Origin of the sequence: Nonomuraea sp. NPDC049158, assembly GCF_040648335.1 — a bacterium.
In the GTDB taxonomy this organism is placed as follows: Bacteria; Actinomycetota; Actinomycetes; order Streptosporangiales; family Streptosporangiaceae; genus Nonomuraea.
This window is the reverse complement of record NZ_JBEZDM010000027.1, coordinates 86,425-104,386: the sequence shown is the minus strand read 5'-3', so window position 1 is coordinate 104,386 and position 17,962 is coordinate 86,425. Positions and strand designations below refer to the sequence as shown.

Below are 17,962 nucleotides of genomic sequence, written 5' to 3'. Positions count from 1 at the left end.
ATTGAACCCGGTAAGGTTTATGCTGTCCCCATGATGATGGCGGGGCTCAGGGAGAAGAAGAAGGAGCAGACCCGGCGGCGGATCGCCGAGGTGGCGCTGCGGATGTTCGCCGAGCGGGGCTACGAGGCCGTGACGGTCAACGAGATCGCCGAGGCGGCCGGGGTCGCGAAGGTCACGCTGTTCACCTACTTCCCGACCAAGGAGAGCCTGGTCCTCGACGTGGTCAAGGAGGACACGGCGAAGATCGTCAACGAGCGGCGGCCGGGACAGGCGCCGCTCGATGCGCTGCGCGAGCACTACCGGGCGTTCGCCGCCGAGGGCACGGAGGGGGTCGACGTCGAGGGCCTGCTCACCCGGGCCTGGGTGATCTCGGCCAGCCCGGCGCTGATGGCGGGGCTGCACCAGACCCAGGCGGGGCAGCGGTACGAGCTGGCCGCCGCTCTGGCCAGTGCGCGGGGGATGCCGGACGGGTCGTGCGAGCTGCGGGACCAGCTCATGGCCGCGCAGATCACGGCCGTGCTCACGACGGTGCAGGAGGGGTTCTTCCAGCGGCTCGTCGAGGGGATGCCCATCGCTGAGGCGGGCGGCCGGCTGGCGGACGACGTCGAGCTCGCCTTCGACCTCCTGGCGAACGGCTTTACAGACCAATAAGGGGATATTTCTGTGAAAAAAGGCATCAACTATGACACCGGGTTTCTGCCGGGCGAGAGCCGGTCCCGGACGGCGTTCGACGCCGAGACGGTCGGACGCGAGATGCGGGTGATCGCCGACGAGCTGCACTGCGCGGCCGTACGCGTGTCCGGCGGCGACCCGGAGCGGCTGAGCGTGGCGGCCGAGCAGGCCGCCGCGGCCGGGCTGGAGGTCTGGTTCGCGCCGTTCCCCGTCGACCTCACGCCGGAACAGGTGATCCCCCTCTACGCCGACTGCGCCGAACGAGCCGAGGTCGTCCGGCGCGGCGGCGCCGAGGTGGTGCTGGTCACTGGCTGCGAGACCAGCGCCTTCTGCGACGGGTTCATGCCCGGTGCCGACTACATGGAGCGCATGCGGGCGATGATGTCGGCCGACATGGAGTGGTGGCAGTCGCTGGGCGCGATCATGGGGCGCTTCAACGGCTTCCTCGGGGAGGTCACCGAGACGGTGCGGCCGCTGTTCGGGGGGCGGATCACGTACGCCTCCGGGCCGTGGGAGTTCGTCGACTGGACGCCGTTCGACCTGGTCGGCGTGGACGCCTACCGGGCCGCCTACAACGCCGGGAGCTTCGTGGAGGAGCTGCGCGGCCACTTCAAGCACGGCAAGCCCGTCGTGGTGACCGAGTTCGGCACCTGTGCCTACACGGGGGCGGGGGAGCGCGGGGGCATGGCCTGGGACGTGCCCGACGGCGCCAAGCGCGACGAGGGTGAGCAGGTCCGCTATCTGAACGAGCTGCTCGACGTCTTCGAGCAGGAGGGCGTCGACACGGCCCTGTGGTTCACCTTCGCCTCCTACAACCGGTCCGGCGACGCCGACCTGGGCGCGTACGGGGTGGTCCGGATGCTCGACGAGACCCGCTGGGAGCCCAAGGCGGCCTTCCACGCGATGGCGGCCCGGTACGGGCGCGCCTGAACCCCGCGCGGCCGGTCGGTCGCGCGAAGGTCCGCGTGCCAGGCTGGGCGGCCGGTTGGTCGCGCGAGTCCGTGTGGCGGGCCGGCGGAGGCGCGGTGGGTCAGTGGCGGGTGCAGGTGAAGATGGCGGTGCCCGGGATGTGCTTGCCGCGCAGCGGGCTCCAGCCGCCCCACACCCGGTCGTGGCCTTCCGGCCATTCGGGCTCCAGCAGGCCCGTCACGGTCAGCCCTGAGGCGACGATCAAGCCGATCCAGTCGCCCATCGTCCGATGGTGCTCGACGTAGGTGGGCGTGCCGTACTCGTCCGTCTCGACATAGGGCGAACGGTCGAAGTAGGACCGGTCGGAGGTCAGCCCGCGCGGCCCCGGATCGTCGGGGAACGCCCACCGGATCGGATGGCTGACCGAGAACACGAACCGCCCGCCCGGCCTGAGCACCCGGCCCACCTCCCGGAACACCGCCAGCGGATCGGCCACGAACGGCAGCGCCCCGAACGCCGAGCACGCCAGATCGAACGACCCGCCGGCGAACGGGAGCACCTCGGCGTCGGCCTGCACCACAGGGACGTGCAGGCCGGTGTCGAGGTCGATCCGCTGCGAGTGGCGCAACTGCCGGTGCGACAGGTCGAACGCGGCGACCTCGGCCCCCTGCCCGACCAGCCACCGCGCGCACTGAGCCGCGCCACAGCCCATCTCCAGGACCCGCCGGCCGTGTACGTCGCCCAGCAGGTGCGCCTCGGCCTCGTCGACGCCCTCCGGGCACCAGACGAAGCCGGTGTCCCGCAGGAACTCGCCGTGTTCGACCTGGTAGTCGTCGGCGTTGCCGTCCCACCAGCCGCGGTTGGCCCGCGAGGAGTCCGACAGCATCGGTGCGCTCCCCGCAGGCACTAGCGCATCTTGGGGCCGCGCGGAACGCGAGCGCCCTTGGGCATCGGGCCCTTGGGCATCGGCATGTTCTTGGGGAGTGAGCGCAAGCGGTCCTTGACCTCGTTGACCGCGGGCTTCTTGAGGTTGCGCGGCAGCTTCATGATGTGGCGCTGGAGCTTGCCCAGCGGCACCTGCCCCTCGCCGTCACCGCACTGGATGTCGTAGATCTCGACGCCCAGCACCACCCGCGCGACCCGCTTCTTCTCGGCCGCGAGCATCTTGGCCACCCGGTTGCCGGGCCCCTCGGACACCAGCACGACCCCCGGGAACCCGATCACGAGGTGGATCAGGTCCTGGTCACGGTTGACCGCGATGGCCGGGGTGACCTGCCAATTGCCCCGCATGCCCTGCAGGACCGCGGCGGCGGCGCCGGTCTGGCCGTGCAGGATCGAATACTGGGCGCGCTGGGCCAGCTGCCCGAACACCACGAGGCCGACGGTGAGCGCGGCGAGCACGCCGAGGAACACCGAATACCACAGATAGTCCGTGACCAGCCCGATCACGACGATCACAGCCAGCGTGCCGACCGCCGAAAGGAAGACGATCGGCAACCCCTTGGGGTTGGCCTGCTTGATGATCTGCGCGATCATGCGGAACTGCTTGATGCGTCCCGGCTTCTCTGGGTCCTCGGACTTTGCCATGCTCCGAAGAATACAAACCAACCGAGCGGGATACGAAAACGCATCTGGTCGTTCTGGGGTTTTTCTTTTACGGCAGAGCACGGTGGGCCCCACCCGCCGTACAGGGCCGGGCCCTGTCCAGGGGCACGCTCCTCCGGTGATGCGGGGCCGGGCGCCGTGACGAGACGGTGAGACCCCGGCCTACGTGCGTTACCAAACCGGTATTGCGCGGTCGCCTCCATGGCGAGCCCGGTCGCCTCCATGGCGAAGCCAGGCCGCCTCCGTGGTGGAGGCGGCCCAGGGGACGTCAGGCGCTCTGGCGAGCCTCGATGGCCTGCTTGTAGAGCTTGCCGGCGCGGTAGGAGGAGCGGACGAGCGGGCCCGACAGGACGCCCGCGAAGCCGATCGCCTCGGCCTCCGCCTGGAGCTCGACGAACTCCTCCGGTTTGACCCAGCGCTCGACCGGGTGGTGGCGGGGCGTCGGGCGCAGGTATTGGGTGATCGTCAGCAGGTCGGTGCCGGCGGCGTGCAGGTCGCGCATCGCCTCCACGACCTCCTCGCGCGTCTCGCCCATGCCCAGGATCAGGTTGGACTTGGTGACCAGCCCGGCCTCACGGGCCGTCGTGATCACGCCGAGCGAGCGATCATAGCGGAACGCGGGCCGGATGCGCTTGAAGATCCGCGGCACGGTCTCGACATTGTGCGCGAACACCTCGGGCTTGGCCGAGAACACCTCTTCCAGCTGCCCGCGGTCGCCGTTGAAGTCGGGCACCAGCAGCTCGACCCCGCAGCCGGGCAGCAGCGCGTGGATCTGCCGCGCGGTCTCGGCGTAGAGCCAGGCGCCGCCGTCGGGCAGGTCGTCGCGGGCCACGCCGGTCACCGTGGCGTAGCGCAGGCCCATCTGCTCGACCGACTCGGCCACGCGACGCGGCTCGTCCCGGTCGTACTCCTTGGGCTTGCCGGTGTCGATCTGGCAGAAGTCGCAGCGGCGCGTGCACTGGTCGCCGCCGATGAGGAACGTCGCCTCGCGGTCTTCCCAGCACTCGTAGATATTGGGGCAGCCCGCCTCTTCACAGACCGTGTGCAGGCCCTCCCGGCGCACGAGCGATTTGAGCTCGGTGTATTCGGGGCCCGTCTTCAGCTTGGTCTTGATCCACGGGGGCTTGCGCTCGATAGGGGTTTCGGCGTTGCGCACCTCCAGGCGGAGGAGCTTTCGGCCTTCAGGAGCAACGGTCACCGACCCAGCTTACGTCTCGCCCAACCTGTCCCACTCCCAGGGGCGTCATTCCCAGGGTCATCGGATGATTCCGGTGATTCGGCCGGCTCAGATGACCAGGCCGAAGCCGGGGATGGCGCGGGTGTAGTGGCGGAGCAGTTCGTCGTCGATCCGGTCCGACTCGGCCGAGCCGAGCAGCTCCGAGCTGGACAGCACGGACCCGGGCAGCTCCAGGCCGGGCAGCTCCGGGCCGGCCAGCGCGGAGCCGGGTGCGGTGGCGCGGACGCGGTCGGGGGCCAGCAACGCGGTCTGCCTGATCGACGCCACGCTCTCGCCGCGCAGGGCCGCCGCCTGCATGGGGGCGACGTACCTGCCGCTGGCCAGCAGCCCGTCGATCTCGGCCAGTTCCTCGGCCGTGAGGACACGCAGGGCCCTCGCCTGCCGCCTTTCCTGCCTGCGGGCGTCGTCGGAGCGGGTCAGCCGTTTGAGGCAGTACTCGGTGAGCAGCACCGGGCCGCCGAGCACCCGCCCGACGATCCGGCCCAGGAAGCTGACCGCCTCGTAGCCGGTGCTCCTGGAGTCCAGAACGCCGAGCGACGCCATCTGCGTGTGGGCCGCCTCGCGCGCACGCAGCGGTGCCGCTCCGATGAGCGCCTCCCGCCATGCGCCCAGCGTCGACAGCGCGCCGTCCACGATGAGCTCGCCGCCGCTCGGCAGCTCCGCGTACGCCCTGGCCAGCAGCGCGACCCGTTGCCGCGGCGACAGAGCCAGCCACGAGGGCAGGCCGATGACCAGCACGGGCACCCTGAGCGGGCCGGTGCGCGCGTACGTGGTGCCCAGGACCAGATCCCTGACCGCCACCTTCTGGGGACGCTTGACGCCGATCCGGTCGGCCACCCGCTCCGCCATGCCGTACACCTGCCGGGCCGAGGAGGGGTCGAGGACCTCGGCGTCGGCGGGCAGGCGACCGAGGCGCGGCCGCAGCATCCACCCGATGGCGATCAGCAGGGCGCCGAGCGCCCACGCCACGGCGAACCGGGCGTTGACCACGATCGTCCATCCGCCGAGCACGACGAAGGCCAGCGTCAGGGTGTGCACGACGAGAGCGAGTACCAGAGCCGCGAGCCACGTCGCAGACTGTTTCACAGATCGCTTCACAGGCCGATCGTAAGCAGGCGAATGCCAGATTTCACCGCGATTCGGCGACCGGCCGTGCGTCAGCGGCGCATGAGGTCTTCCTCGTGCAGGTCGTACGGCTCCAGGCCCAGCGCTTCGGCCAGCCGTTTCTCGGCGATCGGCATGACCTCCTCGACCACGATCCGCCTGCCCGTCTCGGCGGACAGCGAGGAGACGCCCACGTCCGGGATGCCGCAGGGGACGATCCGGCTGAACCACCGCGGATCATTGGCGCAGTTGAGGGCGAAGCCGTGCATCGTGACGCCGCGTGAGACGCGGATGGCCACGGCGCCGAGCTGGCGGTCGGGCAGGCCGAGGCTGGTGTCGCCCGCGGCCCAGACCCCGGCCCAGCCCGGTATCCGCCTGGCCGTGACGCCGAAGTCCGCACAGATCTGGATCATCGCGTCTTCGAGCCGGCAGATGTAGCGGGTCACGTCGTCGATCTCGACGATCGGGTAGGCGACGAGCTGGCCGGGACCGTGCCAAGTGATGCGGCCCCCGCGGTCGACGTCGATCACGGGGGTGCCGTCGGAGGGGCGTTCGTGCGGGGCGGTGCGCTTGCCCGCCGTGTAGACGGGCGCGTGCTCAAGGAGCAGGACCGTGTCGGTCAGCTCCCGGGCCACCCGTTTGCCGTGCACCCAGCGTTGCAGCTGCCAAGCCTGCTCGTAGGGGACGTCGACACCGAGACGGACGATGGCCAATGCGTGGGGGTCGACCCCGTGCTTGGGGCGCATGGGTCCATTGTGCCGTTCCCTCACCCATCCAGGGTAATTCAGGAAGCCAGCAACCGAGGCTCGATCCGGAACTCCTTTGCCCCCTCGGCCCCGTCATGCTCGACTTTGTAGGCGTATCCGGCTGGATCGGTGGTTACGGCCTGAATGAAATCGGTGCCCACGTAGTGCAGCGCCACGCCCTCGTCGGCGGCGTAGCCCTCGGGCAGCTCGCCGCTGGCCACCGACTGGTGCAGCAGCTGCCGGCGTTGCGGCTCGGAGTTGTAGTGGACTCCGCACGAGTAGGGCAGGAAGGCCAGGCCGTCGGCCCACACGTTGAGCTCGGGGCCGAAGGAGTCGGTGTTGCCGCCGACGTGCCAGCACAGCGCGCCCGCGCTCTGCCCGGACAGCACCACGCCCGACCGCCACGCCTCCTCGAACGCCTCGTCGTAGCCGTGCAGCCGCCACAGGGCCGCCAGGTTGGCCACGCTGCCACCGCTGACATAGATCATGTCCTGCTCGAGCATCCACGCCCGGGGATCCTTGACATTGGGCATCGGGAACACCGTCAGATGGCTCAGCTCGACGTCCCATCCGGCGAAGGCGCCGTACATCTTCAGCAGCCAGTCGGCGTCGTCGCCCATCGCGGTGGCGACCAGCCCCAGCTTCGGCCGGTCCTGGCCGGTCAGGTCGAGGCCGTAGCGCAGCAGCGGGCTCGCCTCCAGAAAACCGTGACGCGCCGTCGGGCGGAACGACCCACCGCCGATGGCAAGAATGTGCGACTGGCCCGACCTGATCATGTTGGTATCTCCCGCGTGGTAAAGGATGAACAGCACCTAAGAATATGGCGCTAGATTATGTCGCTCAAGGCCTCGTCGAGATGGCTATGGGTGAATCCGTAGCCGCTGCCGGACAGTTTCCCGGGCAGAATCCGGTGGCTGGGCAACAGCCCTTCCCGCGCGAACTCTCCCAGGCCGATGCTCAGCGCGAAGGCCGGGACGGGCATCGGCACGGTGCCCTTACGCAGGGCTTTCCCGAGCGTGGTGGTGAACTCCGCATTGCTCACAGGATTGGGCGAAGTCAGATTAACCGCCCCCACCAATTCCCGATTTTTCAGGATATGTAGTACTGCCTGCACCCAGTCGTCCTCGGATATCCAGGACCAGTACTGCTTCCCACTCCCGAGCGGCGCGCCGAGCCCCATCTTGAAAATGGGCAGCATCCGCCCAAGCGCTCCACCCCGCCCGCTCAAGACGAGCCCGGTACGCAATTGCGCGGTCCGGACACCGATCTCCTCGGCGGCCCTGGCCGTACCTTCCCAGAGCTCGCACAGATCAGCCAGAAACCCGGTGCCCTTCCCCTGAGACTCATCGATGACCCGATCCCCGGTATCACCGTAGAAATCCACCCCCGAGGCCGACACGAGCACCTCAGGCGGCCGGGACAGCTGCCGCAACGCGTTGACGAGCACCCGAGTCCCGTCGACCCGGCTTTGCACCAGCTCGCGCTTGTACGCCTCACTCCAGCGCTTGTCGGCGATGGGCGCTCCGGCCAGATGTACGACTCCTTCGGCCCCTTCGAGCACCGAAAGATCGATCACATCGTCCCGAGGCTCCCAGTAAGCCTCCTCATCGCTCTCCGGAGGCCGTCGCACCATCCGGACAACCCGCTGCCCCTGCCCCTGCAGCGCGTCCACCAACGGCCCCCCGAGCAGCCCGGACGCCCCCGTAACGATGATCGCCATACCCCCACACTACGCCGGAGGCCTCCCGCCCCCACCCGTTACCCGTCTGGAGTGTCGGCCGTCTGATGCCCGCCCCGATCGAAGGTGCTCGCTTCGCTCGCTCGCCCTGCCAGGCGGGCTGGCGCCCGCCCCCGCGTCGGTCCTCGCTTCGCTCGGGCAGTTCCCTGAGATGCGGCTCCGCCACGCGCTTCGCCCAAAGCCTGCATCGCGGTTCTCAGGCGAGAGCGACCGGTGGCCAACGCCCGTCAATTAGCCGAATGGCCGTCCGAAGGGCTGTTCAGAAATGTCCTCGCCCGGCTCAGCGCTCCTGATCGCCAGCATTATGTTGTACAGCGCAACGCTCAGTTGCCATGGATCGCCGAGCTCGCGGTGGATGGCCGCTGCCGCACGATGGAAGTCGAGCGCCTCAAGGGGGCGCCGAGCTCGCGATAAGCCTCACCGGTGCCATCCAGTGCCCGTGCTTCACGACTGCGGTCACCAAGGCGTCGCTGGATGCTCGCGGAGCGCTGGAACGCAATCAGCGACTCGGCGGGGCGGCCCATTGCCACTTGCGCGTCGCGTACCTCTAGCTCACCCAGAAGCGCGATCCGCACGCCGTCAGCGCCTCACGAAGCCGCGCCGGCCGTCGTGGTCCCGGAGCGCGTCCATGAGAGGATCCGCGACGCTAGACTGGCGACGTCCCCGCCCCCTTCCTCACCCCCGGAGGTCCCGGAAGCCCCGGAGGTCCCGGAGAGGAACACCACTGGGATCAGCGCCCGGCCCTGCGCGGCGTCCTCAATCGCGCCCTCGATGGCCTCCTCGATCCACTCCCGCCCCAGGTCGCGCGTCCGCAGCCGGTCCTCTCGTACCTCATCGGGACAGTCCAGCAAGGCCCAATGGACCGGCCCGCCCCACCGCCCCTCCGAAGCGAGCTCGTGAGGATCGGGGATCGGGCACAGTAACAGCACTGGAGTCCCCGCCCGCCGCACCATGGTCACGATGCGCGTCCACATCCGGTCGTACGCGGGCCACACAGGAGCGGCCTGCGGCTCCGCGATGGGTACCCCGAGCAGCGCGCCGTCCTCGAGCAGCTCGTCCATGTCCATCACGACCAACCCGCCCGCCGCCCGCAGCAGGTACGGCAGCAAGGTCGTCTTTCCCGCGCCAGGAGCGCCCGTGAGCAGGTACAGAGGCGCGAGCCCACCGGCCGGTTGATCTTCCACCGGCTTGATCATAGAAGTTGACCGCGGTAGCAGTCGCGTAGGCGGTGTTCCGCGTCGGCGCTCACGCCGAGCTTGTCCAGGCCCAGCAACGCGGCGCCCACGGCCGGGGGCACGTCCACCACGCGGGCCGTCGCCTTCGGCGCCACCCGGTGGCAACCGGCGTGGATGCGGTCGAGCAGGTACTCATCGCCACCTGCGAGGACGCCGCCCCCAAGCACGATGTCCACCGGAACGTGGAGCAGATCCAACCGGCGCAGCGCCGCCGAAGCGAGCAGGACCACCTCCTCGGCCAGCCGGTCGACCACTTTTCTGGCCACGGCGTCGCCGGCCCCCGCGGTCGCCAGCAGCAGCGGATTGAGCTCCTGGAGCCGGGCGCGGCCGACCTCCCCGAAGTGGAGCCGCTCGACGAGGTCGGCCACACAGGACACGGCGAAGTGATCGGTCACCACCCGTCGCAACGCGGTGTCAGGGCCGCGACCGTCTTCGGCCCGCACCGCCCGCCACAACGTCTCGTCGCCCAGGAACGAACCGCCGCCCCAGTCGCCGGACAACCGGCCGATCGCGGGGAACCGCAACGTCCTGCCGTCCGCACTCGAGGAACGGCTGCTCGAAGGCCGACAGGATGGTCGGGGCGCTGGGCGGGGTGGTGTCGGTACCGGCGGAGGCCGGTCCGGCGAAGACCGAGGCGGCGAGCGTGGTGCCTATGAGCAGGACGATTGCGCGACGAGACGTAGCTGATTCCCATCTGCCCATGAACAACGACACGTGCGACGTTCGCCCCTCAAAACGGTTCTGACTGATGGATGGTTCAACCGGCTCCGCGCTGACCCCCTGGGCCCTGGAATCGGGGGCTCAGGGGGTCAGTGGGTCAGGTGAGGAGCGCGGCGAGGTGGTTGGTCCGCGTTCCCTCGGCGGAGGTCAGATAGCCGCGCAGCCGCCTTGCGATGGCGCCCAGTTCGCCGGACAGCGCGTGCGTCGGGCCGTACAGGGCGGGTGGCCGGATCGCGGCGACCTGTGCGTTGAGGTCGGTGACCAGGCCGGCGGTGGTGCCGCCGTTGGGCGCGATGCGGATCGTGTAGTCCAGGATGCTGCCGGCCTCCCCGCCGGTGATGTGGGCGCCGGGCAGGACGCCGATGCCGGTGTCCCAGTCCATCGAGTTGCGTACGTTCTCGAACACGGCCGAGGTGGCGTACTTCGTGCCCGGGTTCTTGGAGAAGACGACGGCCACGTTGGGCGTGGTCCGGTGCGCGCCCTCCTTGAAGACCATGGCGTAGCCGCTGGTGCCGCCGGTCGGCGTCCATGGGTAGTAGGGGATGTTCTCGCCCGCCCGGTACCACTCGCTCGGGTCGCCGTTGGCGTCGAGGCGCATGGCCAGCGCGGTGAAGGTGTCGGTGGAACGCAGGAACGGCAGCCAGTTCTCCAGGTAGAACTCGACGTCGGCGACCGTCGTACCGGCGTTGACGACCTTGGGCAGCCGGATGACGCGGCGGATCTCCAGCGCTCCGCCGGCCAGCCTGGTGTAGCGGGTGAGCTGCGGGACGGCGTCCGAGCCCGCGAAGTCGGCGACGAGTTCGGCGTACCACTGCCGGTCGGCGATGGTCCACACGTCGGTGGTGGTGGAGTTGGTCCGTTCGACGCGTACGGTGCGCTGGTAGGCGCCGGGGCGGGTGCCCGCCTGGTTGACGTTCCAGCGCCGGTCGAGGACGTTGGTCGCGGCTTCGACGTTCAGGCCCCACAGGACGGCCTGCATGACCCGGTCGGTCTCCTCACCCTCGTAGGTGGGCGAGAGCAGCGCCCGGTAGCCGCTGGGGCAGTGCCGCATCTGCGGGACGCAGCCGCCACCACCGAGCCGGAAGTCGAACTGCTCCCCGCCGTTCCAGTAGTTGCGCTGCCACACGTCGGTGCCGTCTTTGAACAGCTTCCACGACCAGCCCTTGGCCTTGGCCGCGGCGGTGGCGGGCGTCGCCACCGCCACGATCAGCGGCAACGCCGCGGCGCTCGCCAGGACGGCACGCCGGCTCGGGCCGGTACTCCGCTTGTCGCTCATGTCGGTGATCTCCTTTGTTGGGGTGATTTCAGGAGGTGAAGGGCTCCAGCCCGGCTGGTACGGACGTGCGCTCCCATTCGGCCTCGTAGCCGATGCCGGGCGCGGTTCCCGCGTGGACGAGGCCGTTGGCGTCGACCGCTTCCTCCCTGGTCACGGGGTTGGCGGGGACGAACGACTCGTAGTAGGTGGTGTTGGGGATGGCCATGCACAGGTGGGTGTGCACGATGCCGCCGCCGTGGACCTCGGCGCGCATCCGGTAGGCGTCGGCCAGGTGCGCGATGCGCATGGCCCCGGTGATGCCGCCGCGCAGGCCCGCGCTGGTGCGCACCGCGGTGGCGGAGCCGTTGGCGATGAAGTCGGCGGTGTTCATGTGGGCGCCGTCGCTGGTCTCGGCGACGATCAGCGGTACGTCCACCTTCTCGGCCAGGCGCTGGTAGGCGGTCGCGCTGAACTCGCGCATCGGCTCCTCGTACCAGAGGTAGCCGGCCTCGGACAGGACCCTGCCCAGCTTGATCGAGTCGAGCAGGTCGAACCCGGCGGATCCGTCGTACATCAGCGGCACCGAGTCGCCGACGTGCTCACGCAGTGCGGCGCACAGGGCGATGTCACGGTCGGCGTTCCCCCAGGCGTGCAGCTTGATGGCCGGATAGCCGAGCTCCAGGCATTGGTCGGCGACGTCCAGGTACTCGCTGATGGTGGCGAAGGTCGCGGTGGAGGCGTACGCGGGGATGGCGGAGCGGTACCCGCCGAGCAGCCGGTGCACCGGCAGCCCGGCCGCCTTGCCCGCGATGTCCCACAGCGCCACGTCCACCAGGCCGTGGATGTAGAGCGGCATCTCCTCGATGCGGTCCAACTCCCAGACGCGGTGCCACAGCCACTCGCGCTGCAGGGCGTCGGCGCCCAGCAGTTCGGGGCGGAGCCGCCGGTCGACGATGTCGGCCAGGATGACGCCGCGCTGGCTGTAGGCGTAGCCGGTGTGCCCGTCGTCGGTGGACAACACGAGCCAGCCGCCGGTGTGCGCGGGCTCGGATCCCGGCAGACCGTCGCGCCAGCGGAAGGCGGGCGTGACGGCGGGCCGCGCGCACAGGACGACGTCGACAGCGGTGATCTTCACGTTCACTCCGTTTGCGGTTTCGGTTCTTGACGGCGCGGGTTCAGTTCTTGACGGCGCCGTCGAGCAGCCCGCGCACCAGGTGGCGCTGGGCGAACAGGAAGACGAGCGCCACGGGCACCACGGTGAGCACGCCCGTGATCGCCGCTTCTGGCCGGTGGATGGGCAGATCGCTGCCGCCCAGCGCGGGATTGAGCGCCGGTGAGCCGGAGATGAGCACGCCGAGCCCGACCGGGAGGTTGAAGGTCTCGTCGTCGCCGAGCATCACGAACGGCAGGAAGTAGTTGCTCCAGTTGCCGATGAAGGCGAAGAAGGTCAGCAGCGCGATCAGCGGCTTGCCCAGGGGCAGGGCGACTCTGGCGAACAGGGCGGCCTCCGAGCAGCCGTCGATCCTGGCCGCTTCCAGCACCTCGCGCGGCAGCAGGGTGGAGAAATAGATGAAGGCGAGGTAGACCCCGAACGGGTAGAGGCCGGCGGGCAGGATCACCGACCAGGCGGTGCCGGTGAGCTGGACCGCGTTCACCTCCAGGAAGAGTGGGAGCACGAGCGCGGCGGGTGGCACGATCATCGCCAGCAGCGTGGACAGGAGGATGACCCGCCGCCCGGCGATCTTCGTCGCCGCCAGCGCGTACCCGGCCAGCAGGGACGTGGTCACCGACAGCAGTACCGCGCCGCCGGTGTAGAGCACCGAGTTGCCGATCCACTGGTAGATGACGCCGTCGTTGAAGGTGGTCAGGTTCCGCCAGGCGGCCAGGTAGCCGCCGAGCGAGCCGAAGGACAGCGGATGCCTGCCGGTGATCTCGGCGTCGGACTTGGTCGGCGCCAGCACCAGCCACACCAACGGCAGCGCGCAGGCCAGGGCCACCAGGCCGAGTACGACGGACACGGACATCCGCCACACCCAAGCCCCGCCGATCAGTTCGGTCATCGGCCGATCTCCGTGCCGCTTGGTCATCGGTCGACCTCCGTCTCGAAGAACTTGGCCTTGAACACCAGGAAGCAGGCGGCCACGGCGCAGACGGCCAGCAGCATCAGGCACAGCGCGGCGGCCGCGGCGAAGTCGCCGTTGTCGAAGGCGAACAGCAGGCCGAGCTGGTTCAGTGACCAGGACTTGGAGCCGGTGAAGGCCACGCCGTACAGCAGTTGCGGCTCGATGAAGATCTGCAGCCCGGCGGTGAAGGCCAGGATGACCATGTAGACCACGTACTTGGAGATGAGCGGCAGCTTGATCCGCAGGGCCGTCTGCCACCAGGTGCAGCCGTCCATCCTGGAGGCCTCCAGCACCTCCTGCGGCACTCCCTGCAGGGCGCCGTACATGATGACCACCCACTGGCCGAACCCGGTGGCGAAGGCCATCAGCGCGAAGATCACCACCAGGTGCGACGGCTTCAGCACGTCGTTGCCGGTCCGCAGGCCCATGCCGCTCAGCAGGGGGGCGAAGGGGCTGAGCGCGGGCTGGAGCATGACGTACCAGAGCAGCACACTGGCCGAGCCGGTGACCGCGCCCGGCAGCATGTAGACCAGCCGCAACGTCGTGCCGTACAGGGGACGCTGGTCCTGGACGAACAGGGCCAGCAGCAGCACGCCGATCACCATGACCGGCAGGTACAGCGCCATGAACAGCGACACGTTGCCCACCGCGGGCAGGAACCGGAAGTCGGCGGTCGCGTTGAGGTAGGCCCGTGGGTCGCTCAGGGACTCGTAGAGGGCGTACAGGATGGGGCCGATCCCGAAAACCACCAGCAGGATCAGGTACGGCGCCACGCACAGCCAGCCGAACAACCTACCCGACGTCATAACCCTGGGCCTTCGCCAGGTTCACCAGCTCGGTCTGCAGCGCGTCCAGGCCGGTTCCGACGGTGCCACCGGAGCGGATCGCGGGGACCACCGTCTGAGTGAACGCCCCCTCGACGTCATAGCGGGTGGGCTGCTGCACCGGGTTGACCTTGGCCGCCTGCTCCCGCATGACCGGGAACGGGTCGGCGGCGTAGAACGGGTCGGTGGCCAGCCGCTTGGCCCACGCGTCGGCCGAGGGGCCGTAGGCGGGGTAGGTCGGCGCGCTCTTCTGGTAGCCGGCGTCGGTGGTCATCCACTGGATGATCTCGGCGGCGCCCTTCATGTTCTTGGAGTGGCGAGAGACCAGGTAGACGCCGCCGCCCGCACTGCCGGACCAATTGGTCGTCTCGCCCTCCCAGGACGGGTACGGTGCCGCGGCGATCTGCCCGTCGGGCGTGGCGAACAGGTCCTTGGGCTTGAACAGGTAGTCGCCGAGCCAGGAGGCGCCGGGCAGCATGAGGACCTTGCCCTCCTTGCCCAGTTTGGCCATCTCCGGGTCGAAGAGCCCGGCCTTGGTGAGCGAGCCGTTCTTGATCAGGGGGTCGAGCACGTCGGCGACCCGGGTGCACTTGGCGTCCTTCAGGTTGATGTGCACCTTGTCCGGCCCGGTCACCTGCTGGATCGGACAGCCGCTGGACCAGAAGTAGTCGTAGTAGGTGAAGAAGCTGCCCGCGCTGCCGATGACGTAGCCGGGGTGCTCCTTGGCCACCCGCTCGCCCAGCGCCCGGTAGTCGGTCCACGTCTTGGGGAGCTGGTAGCCGAAGCGCTCCATGAGCGGCTTGTTGTACCAGAGCACGGTCTGGGCCAGGTCGTTGCGTAAGCAGTACAGCTTGCCGCCGACCTCGCAGGGCGCGTTGGCCGTGCCGAAGTTCTCGCGGATCTGCTGCGGTATCAGCGAGTCGAGGGGCTGGGCGTAGTTCAGCTTCCCGGCGAACTGGGAGACCACGTTGGGCTGCCCCGCGAAGACGACGTCCGGCCAGCCCTTACCGGTGCGGTTGAACAGCTGGATCTTCGTCAGCAGGCTCTGCCCGTCGTAGGTCTCGACCTTCATCCTCAGGTTCGGGTGGGTCTTCTTGAACTGCTCGAATCCGGCCAGCCGGGTGGGGTCACTCCACACCAGCAACGTCGCGTCGCGGTCCTCGGTGATGGCCCCGCCGACGGCTGCGGGCGTGCTGGACGAACAGGCGGTGAGCAGGGCGGCTGCGAGGCACGCCGTTATGGGGATGCGGAGTCTGATCACAGCTGGCCTCGACATAATCGTGTACGATGTTTGAAGTCAGATGTTGCATGCACGTTACGTCCACGTCAACCCCATGTGCCGCTATGTTTGAACGCCAGGAGGCTTGGATGAACGACTCCCCGAGGCTTGGATGACTGACTCCCCATCGCCAGAACTGGCGCTCCCACGGCGGCAGGTGCTCGCCGACGACGTCTACGACGTGTTGCGAGAGATGCTGCTCAGCGGGCATATCCCGCTCGGCAGCCGGGTCAAGATCGACGCTCTGGCCGCGCAGCTCAAGATCTCCAACACGCCGATCCGCCAGGCCCTGGGGCGGCTGGAGGCCGACGGGCTGGTCAGCAAGCATCCCTACCGCGGCTTCGTCGCCGCCGACCTGCCCGACCGCAAGACGATCTCCGACCTCTACGAGTGCAGGCTGCTGCTCGAACCTCCCACTGCGGCCCGCGCCGCCCAGGAGTTCCGTACGGAGGATCGGGCGTTCCTGCGCCGGCAGGTCGACGTGCCGGGCGGCGACCTCACCGCGATGGCCAAGGCCGACGAACTGCTGCACGGCAAACTCGCCCAGATGTCCGGGAACCTGGTCGTGGCCGACACGCTGGAGCGGTTGTTCGTCCGTTCGCGCGCTTTCCGGATCTTCTACGCCAGGGAAGGCGCCGCCGAGCTCACGCGCGCCGAGCACGAGGCCATCGTGCGGGCGGTCGTGGCGGGCGACGGCCCGGCCGCGGCGGACGCGATGACCGGCCACCTGCGGTCGGCGGGGGAGCGAATGCTCGCGTCACTGCCGTGAGGCTCGCGGCCGGCGGCCTGCTCCCGGGCATGTCCCCAGCCGCCACGTAGATGAGAGTCGCGGATTAGCGTCGCCCGGCAGGGCGGGGCCAGGTGGGTGGCGGAGGCCGCGTTCCTCCGCCGGCTGTGCCGCAGTCGGTCAGCGTTCGGCCGCGAGGGTGACGCCCAAACCGATGAACACGCTCCCGGTCGCGGCGTCGATCCGGCGGCGCACCGCCTGACGGCCGCGCAGCCAGCCGCCGATGCGCCCGGCCAGCACGCCGACCGTCGCGTCGGCCAGGAACTCCAGGACGATCAGGATGGCGCCGAGGACGGCGAACTGCAGCCAGACCGGCCCCGCCCCGGGATCGATGAACTGGGGCAGGAAAGCGACCATGAACGTGAACGTCTGCGGATTGGCCATGGAGGAGACCACGCCGTTGAGGAAGGCACGCCGGCCGGACATTCCGCGGCTGGCCGGATCGTCGGCCTGGCTGTTCTTGCGGTTGCGGATCATCTGGACGCCGAGGTAGATCAGGTACGCGGCGCCGGCGAGCCGTAGCACCGTGAACACGACCGGGAACGTCGTCAGCAGCACGGCGAGCCCGGCGGCGGCCGCGGCGATGTACAACGCGTCACCCGTGATCACGCCGACCGTGGCCAGCAGCCCGGCGCGGGGCCCACCCCGCAGACCGCATCCCAGCACGAACAGCATGTCCGGTCCGGGGGTGATCAGAGCGACGATGGTGGTCGCGGTGAAAACGGCGAGCAGGTGCGGATCGATCGGCATGTGATGATCTTTCCACCTCTGGTGTCGGCGCACCGCTCCGGGGGGACGCCGCTCGGGGGGTGCCACAGGCGCCAGACCAGTTGTCAGGCGGCGTACTGCGGGTAGCCGTAGCCGACGACCTGGGAGGTGGGACGGACGCGCTGCTCGACCTTGCCGTTGCCGGTGTTGCCCTCGACCGTGGAGATCGTGCCGTCGCCGTTGTCCTTGACCACGAAGCCGACGTGGCTGATGGAGCTCAGGTCCTTGCTGCCGCTCCAGGAGTAGAAGACCACGGCGCCGGGCTTGGCCACGGTGCCCCAGCGGTGGTTGGCGGCGAACCACTTGGCGTGGGCGACGGTGTAGGCGTCCCAGCCGACCTGGGAGCGGGCGCCGGTCTCCTCGCCGACCCAGGAGACGAACATCGAGCACCAGGCGGCGTTCAGGTAGTCCTGCCTGCTGCCGCCGTCACGCTGGACGGTCTCGGCGGCGCGGGCCGAGTTCATGTACCACTTCTGGAACTTGGTGCCGCCGCCGTTGGCGTCCTCGGACGTTCCGACCTGGGCCTTGGCCAGGTTCAGGACCTGCTGGGCGGTGACGTTCACCTTGGTCTCGCCGTTCCTGCCGCCCTGCGCGGAGGCGGGGGCGGCCTGAGCCACGGCGGCGGTGTGCTGCGTGGGGGCCGTGGCGGCTGTGTCGGCGTTCGCCGCGGTGTGGGCGCCGAGGGCGGCGGCGGTGAGGGTCGCGCCGAGCGCGATCTTGGCATAGCTGATCTTGGGGGTGCGGATAATGGTGATTACTCCTTGCTTCCATTCCGCTTACCGGGTTAGCTGACGGGCTCGGGCGTGGAAGCTGCCCTACGGCACGTTGTCGTGCCGATTAGCCCCGATCGAGACATGGGTCCCCGGTCCCGCGCACAGGCGGGTTCAGCGGTCACAGGTGATTTCCTGTGATGCATGTGATGGGTATGACGTCCGTACTCGGACATTGGCGGCGCGGCCA

20 protein-coding genes and 1 riboswitch are annotated in these 17,962 nt (G+C 69.3%); of the genes, 3 read left to right on the top strand and 17 right to left on the bottom strand.

Going from position 1 to position 17,962, the window contains the following annotated elements; genetic code table 11:
• Positions 1 to 30: 30 nt before the first annotated feature.
• Both AB0B61_RS40980 and AB0B61_RS40975 read left to right on the top strand, forming a co-directional pair.
• Positions 31 to 651, top strand: a complete 621-nt coding sequence (locus tag AB0B61_RS40980; protein ID WP_358444177.1) for a TetR family transcriptional regulator — start codon at positions 31 to 33, stop codon at positions 649 to 651.
• 12 nt (positions 652 to 663) lie between these two features.
• The gene (locus AB0B61_RS40975; RefSeq protein ID WP_358444174.1) at positions 664 to 1,602 is read left to right on the top strand and encodes a hypothetical protein; all 939 of its coding nucleotides are present in this window, start codon (positions 664 to 666) and stop codon (positions 1,600 to 1,602) included.
• A gap of 100 nt (positions 1,603 to 1,702) precedes the next feature.
• On the opposite strand, the gene AB0B61_RS40970 is transcribed toward AB0B61_RS40975, so the two are convergent.
• The 15 genes from AB0B61_RS40970 to AB0B61_RS40900 form a co-directional block, all read right to left on the bottom strand.
• The gene (locus AB0B61_RS40970) at positions 1,703 to 2,467 is read right to left on the bottom strand and encodes a class I SAM-dependent methyltransferase (RefSeq protein WP_358444171.1); all 765 of its coding nucleotides are present in this window, start codon (positions 2,465 to 2,467) and stop codon (positions 1,703 to 1,705) included.
• 20 nt (positions 2,468 to 2,487) lie between these two features.
• Complete coding sequence (locus AB0B61_RS40965; protein WP_357640112.1) at positions 2,488 to 3,168, bottom strand: DUF4191 domain-containing protein; 681 nt, start codon at positions 3,166 to 3,168, stop codon at positions 2,488 to 2,490.
• Positions 3,169 to 3,454: 286 nt separating this feature from the next.
• A complete protein-coding gene (gene lipA, locus AB0B61_RS40960) occupies positions 3,455 to 4,384 on the bottom strand; it encodes a lipoyl synthase (RefSeq protein WP_358444168.1) in 930 nt (309 codons plus the stop codon).
• An 87-nt stretch (positions 4,385 to 4,471) separates the two neighbouring features.
• Positions 4,472 to 5,509: a hypothetical protein gene (locus AB0B61_RS40955; protein ID WP_358444165.1), complete on the bottom strand. Its 1,038-nt coding sequence runs from the start codon at positions 5,507 to 5,509 to the stop codon at positions 4,472 to 4,474.
• Between the two features lie 71 nt (positions 5,510 to 5,580).
• Positions 5,581 to 6,273, bottom strand: coding sequence for a lipoyl(octanoyl) transferase LipB (gene lipB, locus AB0B61_RS40950; RefSeq protein ID WP_358444163.1), 693 nt, complete (start codon positions 6,271 to 6,273; stop codon positions 5,581 to 5,583).
• 38 nt (positions 6,274 to 6,311) lie between these two features.
• Positions 6,312 to 7,085: a peptidase E gene (locus AB0B61_RS40945; protein WP_358444160.1), complete on the bottom strand. Its 774-nt coding sequence runs from the start codon at positions 7,083 to 7,085 to the stop codon at positions 6,312 to 6,314.
• 14 nt (positions 7,086 to 7,099) lie between these two features.
• A complete protein-coding gene (locus AB0B61_RS40940) occupies positions 7,100 to 7,993 on the bottom strand; it encodes a TIGR01777 family oxidoreductase (RefSeq protein WP_358444157.1) in 894 nt (297 codons plus the stop codon).
• Positions 7,994 to 8,334: 341 nt separating this feature from the next.
• Positions 8,335 to 8,586 (bottom strand): hypothetical protein, encoded by a 252-nt coding sequence (locus tag AB0B61_RS40935; RefSeq protein ID WP_358444154.1) that lies wholly within the window; start codon positions 8,584 to 8,586, stop codon positions 8,335 to 8,337.
• A 12-nt stretch (positions 8,587 to 8,598) separates the two neighbouring features.
• On the bottom strand, positions 8,599 to 9,195 hold the full coding sequence (locus AB0B61_RS40930; RefSeq protein ID WP_358444152.1) for an AAA family ATPase: 597 nt from the start codon (positions 9,193 to 9,195) through the stop codon (positions 8,599 to 8,601).
• Between the two features lie 8 nt (positions 9,196 to 9,203).
• Entirely contained in the window at positions 9,204 to 9,770 is a 567-nt protein-coding gene (locus AB0B61_RS40925; protein ID WP_358444149.1) for a hypothetical protein, read from the bottom strand.
• Positions 9,771 to 10,063: 293 nt separating this feature from the next.
• Positions 10,064 to 11,242, bottom strand: a complete 1,179-nt coding sequence (locus AB0B61_RS40920; RefSeq protein WP_358444146.1) for a hypothetical protein — start codon at positions 11,240 to 11,242, stop codon at positions 10,064 to 10,066.
• Between the two features lie 28 nt (positions 11,243 to 11,270).
• Complete coding sequence (locus tag AB0B61_RS40915; RefSeq protein ID WP_358444143.1) at positions 11,271 to 12,356, bottom strand: enolase C-terminal domain-like protein; 1,086 nt, start codon at positions 12,354 to 12,356, stop codon at positions 11,271 to 11,273.
• 40 nt (positions 12,357 to 12,396) lie between these two features.
• Entirely contained in the window at positions 12,397 to 13,281 is an 885-nt protein-coding gene (locus tag AB0B61_RS40910) for a carbohydrate ABC transporter permease (protein WP_358444140.1), read from the bottom strand.
• Between the two features lie 23 nt (positions 13,282 to 13,304).
• Positions 13,305 to 14,150 carry a sugar ABC transporter permease gene (locus AB0B61_RS40905; RefSeq protein ID WP_358444137.1) on the bottom strand — a complete coding sequence of 282 codons (846 nt, stop codon included), beginning with the start codon at positions 14,148 to 14,150 and terminating at the stop codon, positions 13,305 to 13,307.
• Positions 14,137 to 15,429: an extracellular solute-binding protein gene (locus tag AB0B61_RS40900; protein ID WP_358444134.1), complete on the bottom strand. Its 1,293-nt coding sequence runs from the start codon at positions 15,427 to 15,429 to the stop codon at positions 14,137 to 14,139. Before AB0B61_RS40900 ends, AB0B61_RS40905 begins: the two co-directional genes overlap by 14 nt.
• A 130-nt stretch (positions 15,430 to 15,559) precedes the next feature.
• Here AB0B61_RS40900 and AB0B61_RS40895 point away from each other — a divergent pair, with 130 nt between their 5' ends.
• Positions 15,560 to 16,216: a GntR family transcriptional regulator gene (locus AB0B61_RS40895; protein ID WP_358444131.1), complete on the top strand. Its 657-nt coding sequence runs from the start codon at positions 15,560 to 15,562 to the stop codon at positions 16,214 to 16,216.
• A gap of 138 nt (positions 16,217 to 16,354) precedes the next feature.
• On the opposite strand, the gene AB0B61_RS40890 is transcribed toward AB0B61_RS40895, so the two are convergent.
• The gene (locus tag AB0B61_RS40890) at positions 16,355 to 16,984 is read right to left on the bottom strand and encodes a LysE family translocator (protein WP_358444128.1); all 630 of its coding nucleotides are present in this window, start codon (positions 16,982 to 16,984) and stop codon (positions 16,355 to 16,357) included.
• Between the two features lie 83 nt (positions 16,985 to 17,067).
• A complete protein-coding gene (locus AB0B61_RS40885; RefSeq protein ID WP_358444125.1) occupies positions 17,068 to 17,619 on the bottom strand; it encodes a CHAP domain-containing protein in 552 nt (183 codons plus the stop codon).
• 141 nt (positions 17,620 to 17,760) lie between these two features.
• A riboswitch (cyclic di-AMP (ydaO/yuaA leader) is annotated at positions 17,761 to 17,902 on the bottom strand.
• Positions 17,903 to 17,962 lie beyond the last annotated feature (60 nt).

Bases quoted from the DNA above. Each gene is read 5' to 3' on its own strand.
- AB0B61_RS40940 (WP_358444157.1), bottom strand. From the start codon at position 7,993: ATGGCGATCATCGTTACGGGGGCGTCCGGGCTGCTCGGGGGGCCGTTG.
- AB0B61_RS40965 (WP_357640112.1), bottom strand. From the start codon at position 3,168: ATGGCAAAGTCCGAGGACCCAGAGAAGCCGGGACGCATCAAGCAGTTC.
- AB0B61_RS40920 (WP_358444146.1), bottom strand. From the start codon at position 11,242: ATGAGCGACAAGCGGAGTACCGGCCCGAGCCGGCGTGCCGTCCTGGCG.
- AB0B61_RS40905 (WP_358444137.1), bottom strand. From the start codon at position 14,150: ATGACGTCGGGTAGGTTGTTCGGCTGGCTGTGCGTGGCGCCGTACCTG.
- AB0B61_RS40970 (WP_358444171.1), bottom strand. From the start codon at position 2,467: ATGCTGTCGGACTCCTCGCGGGCCAACCGCGGCTGGTGGGACGGCAAC.
- AB0B61_RS40910 (WP_358444140.1), bottom strand. From the start codon at position 13,281: ATGACCGAACTGATCGGCGGGGCTTGGGTGTGGCGGATGTCCGTGTCC.
- lipB (WP_358444163.1), bottom strand. From the start codon at position 6,273: ATGCGCCCCAAGCACGGGGTCGACCCCCACGCATTGGCCATCGTCCGT.
- AB0B61_RS40980 (WP_358444177.1), top strand. From the start codon at position 31: ATGATGATGGCGGGGCTCAGGGAGAAGAAGAAGGAGCAGACCCGGCGG.
- AB0B61_RS40890 (WP_358444128.1), bottom strand. From the start codon at position 16,984: ATGCCGATCGATCCGCACCTGCTCGCCGTTTTCACCGCGACCACCATC.
- AB0B61_RS40895 (WP_358444131.1), top strand. From the start codon at position 15,560: ATGACTGACTCCCCATCGCCAGAACTGGCGCTCCCACGGCGGCAGGTG.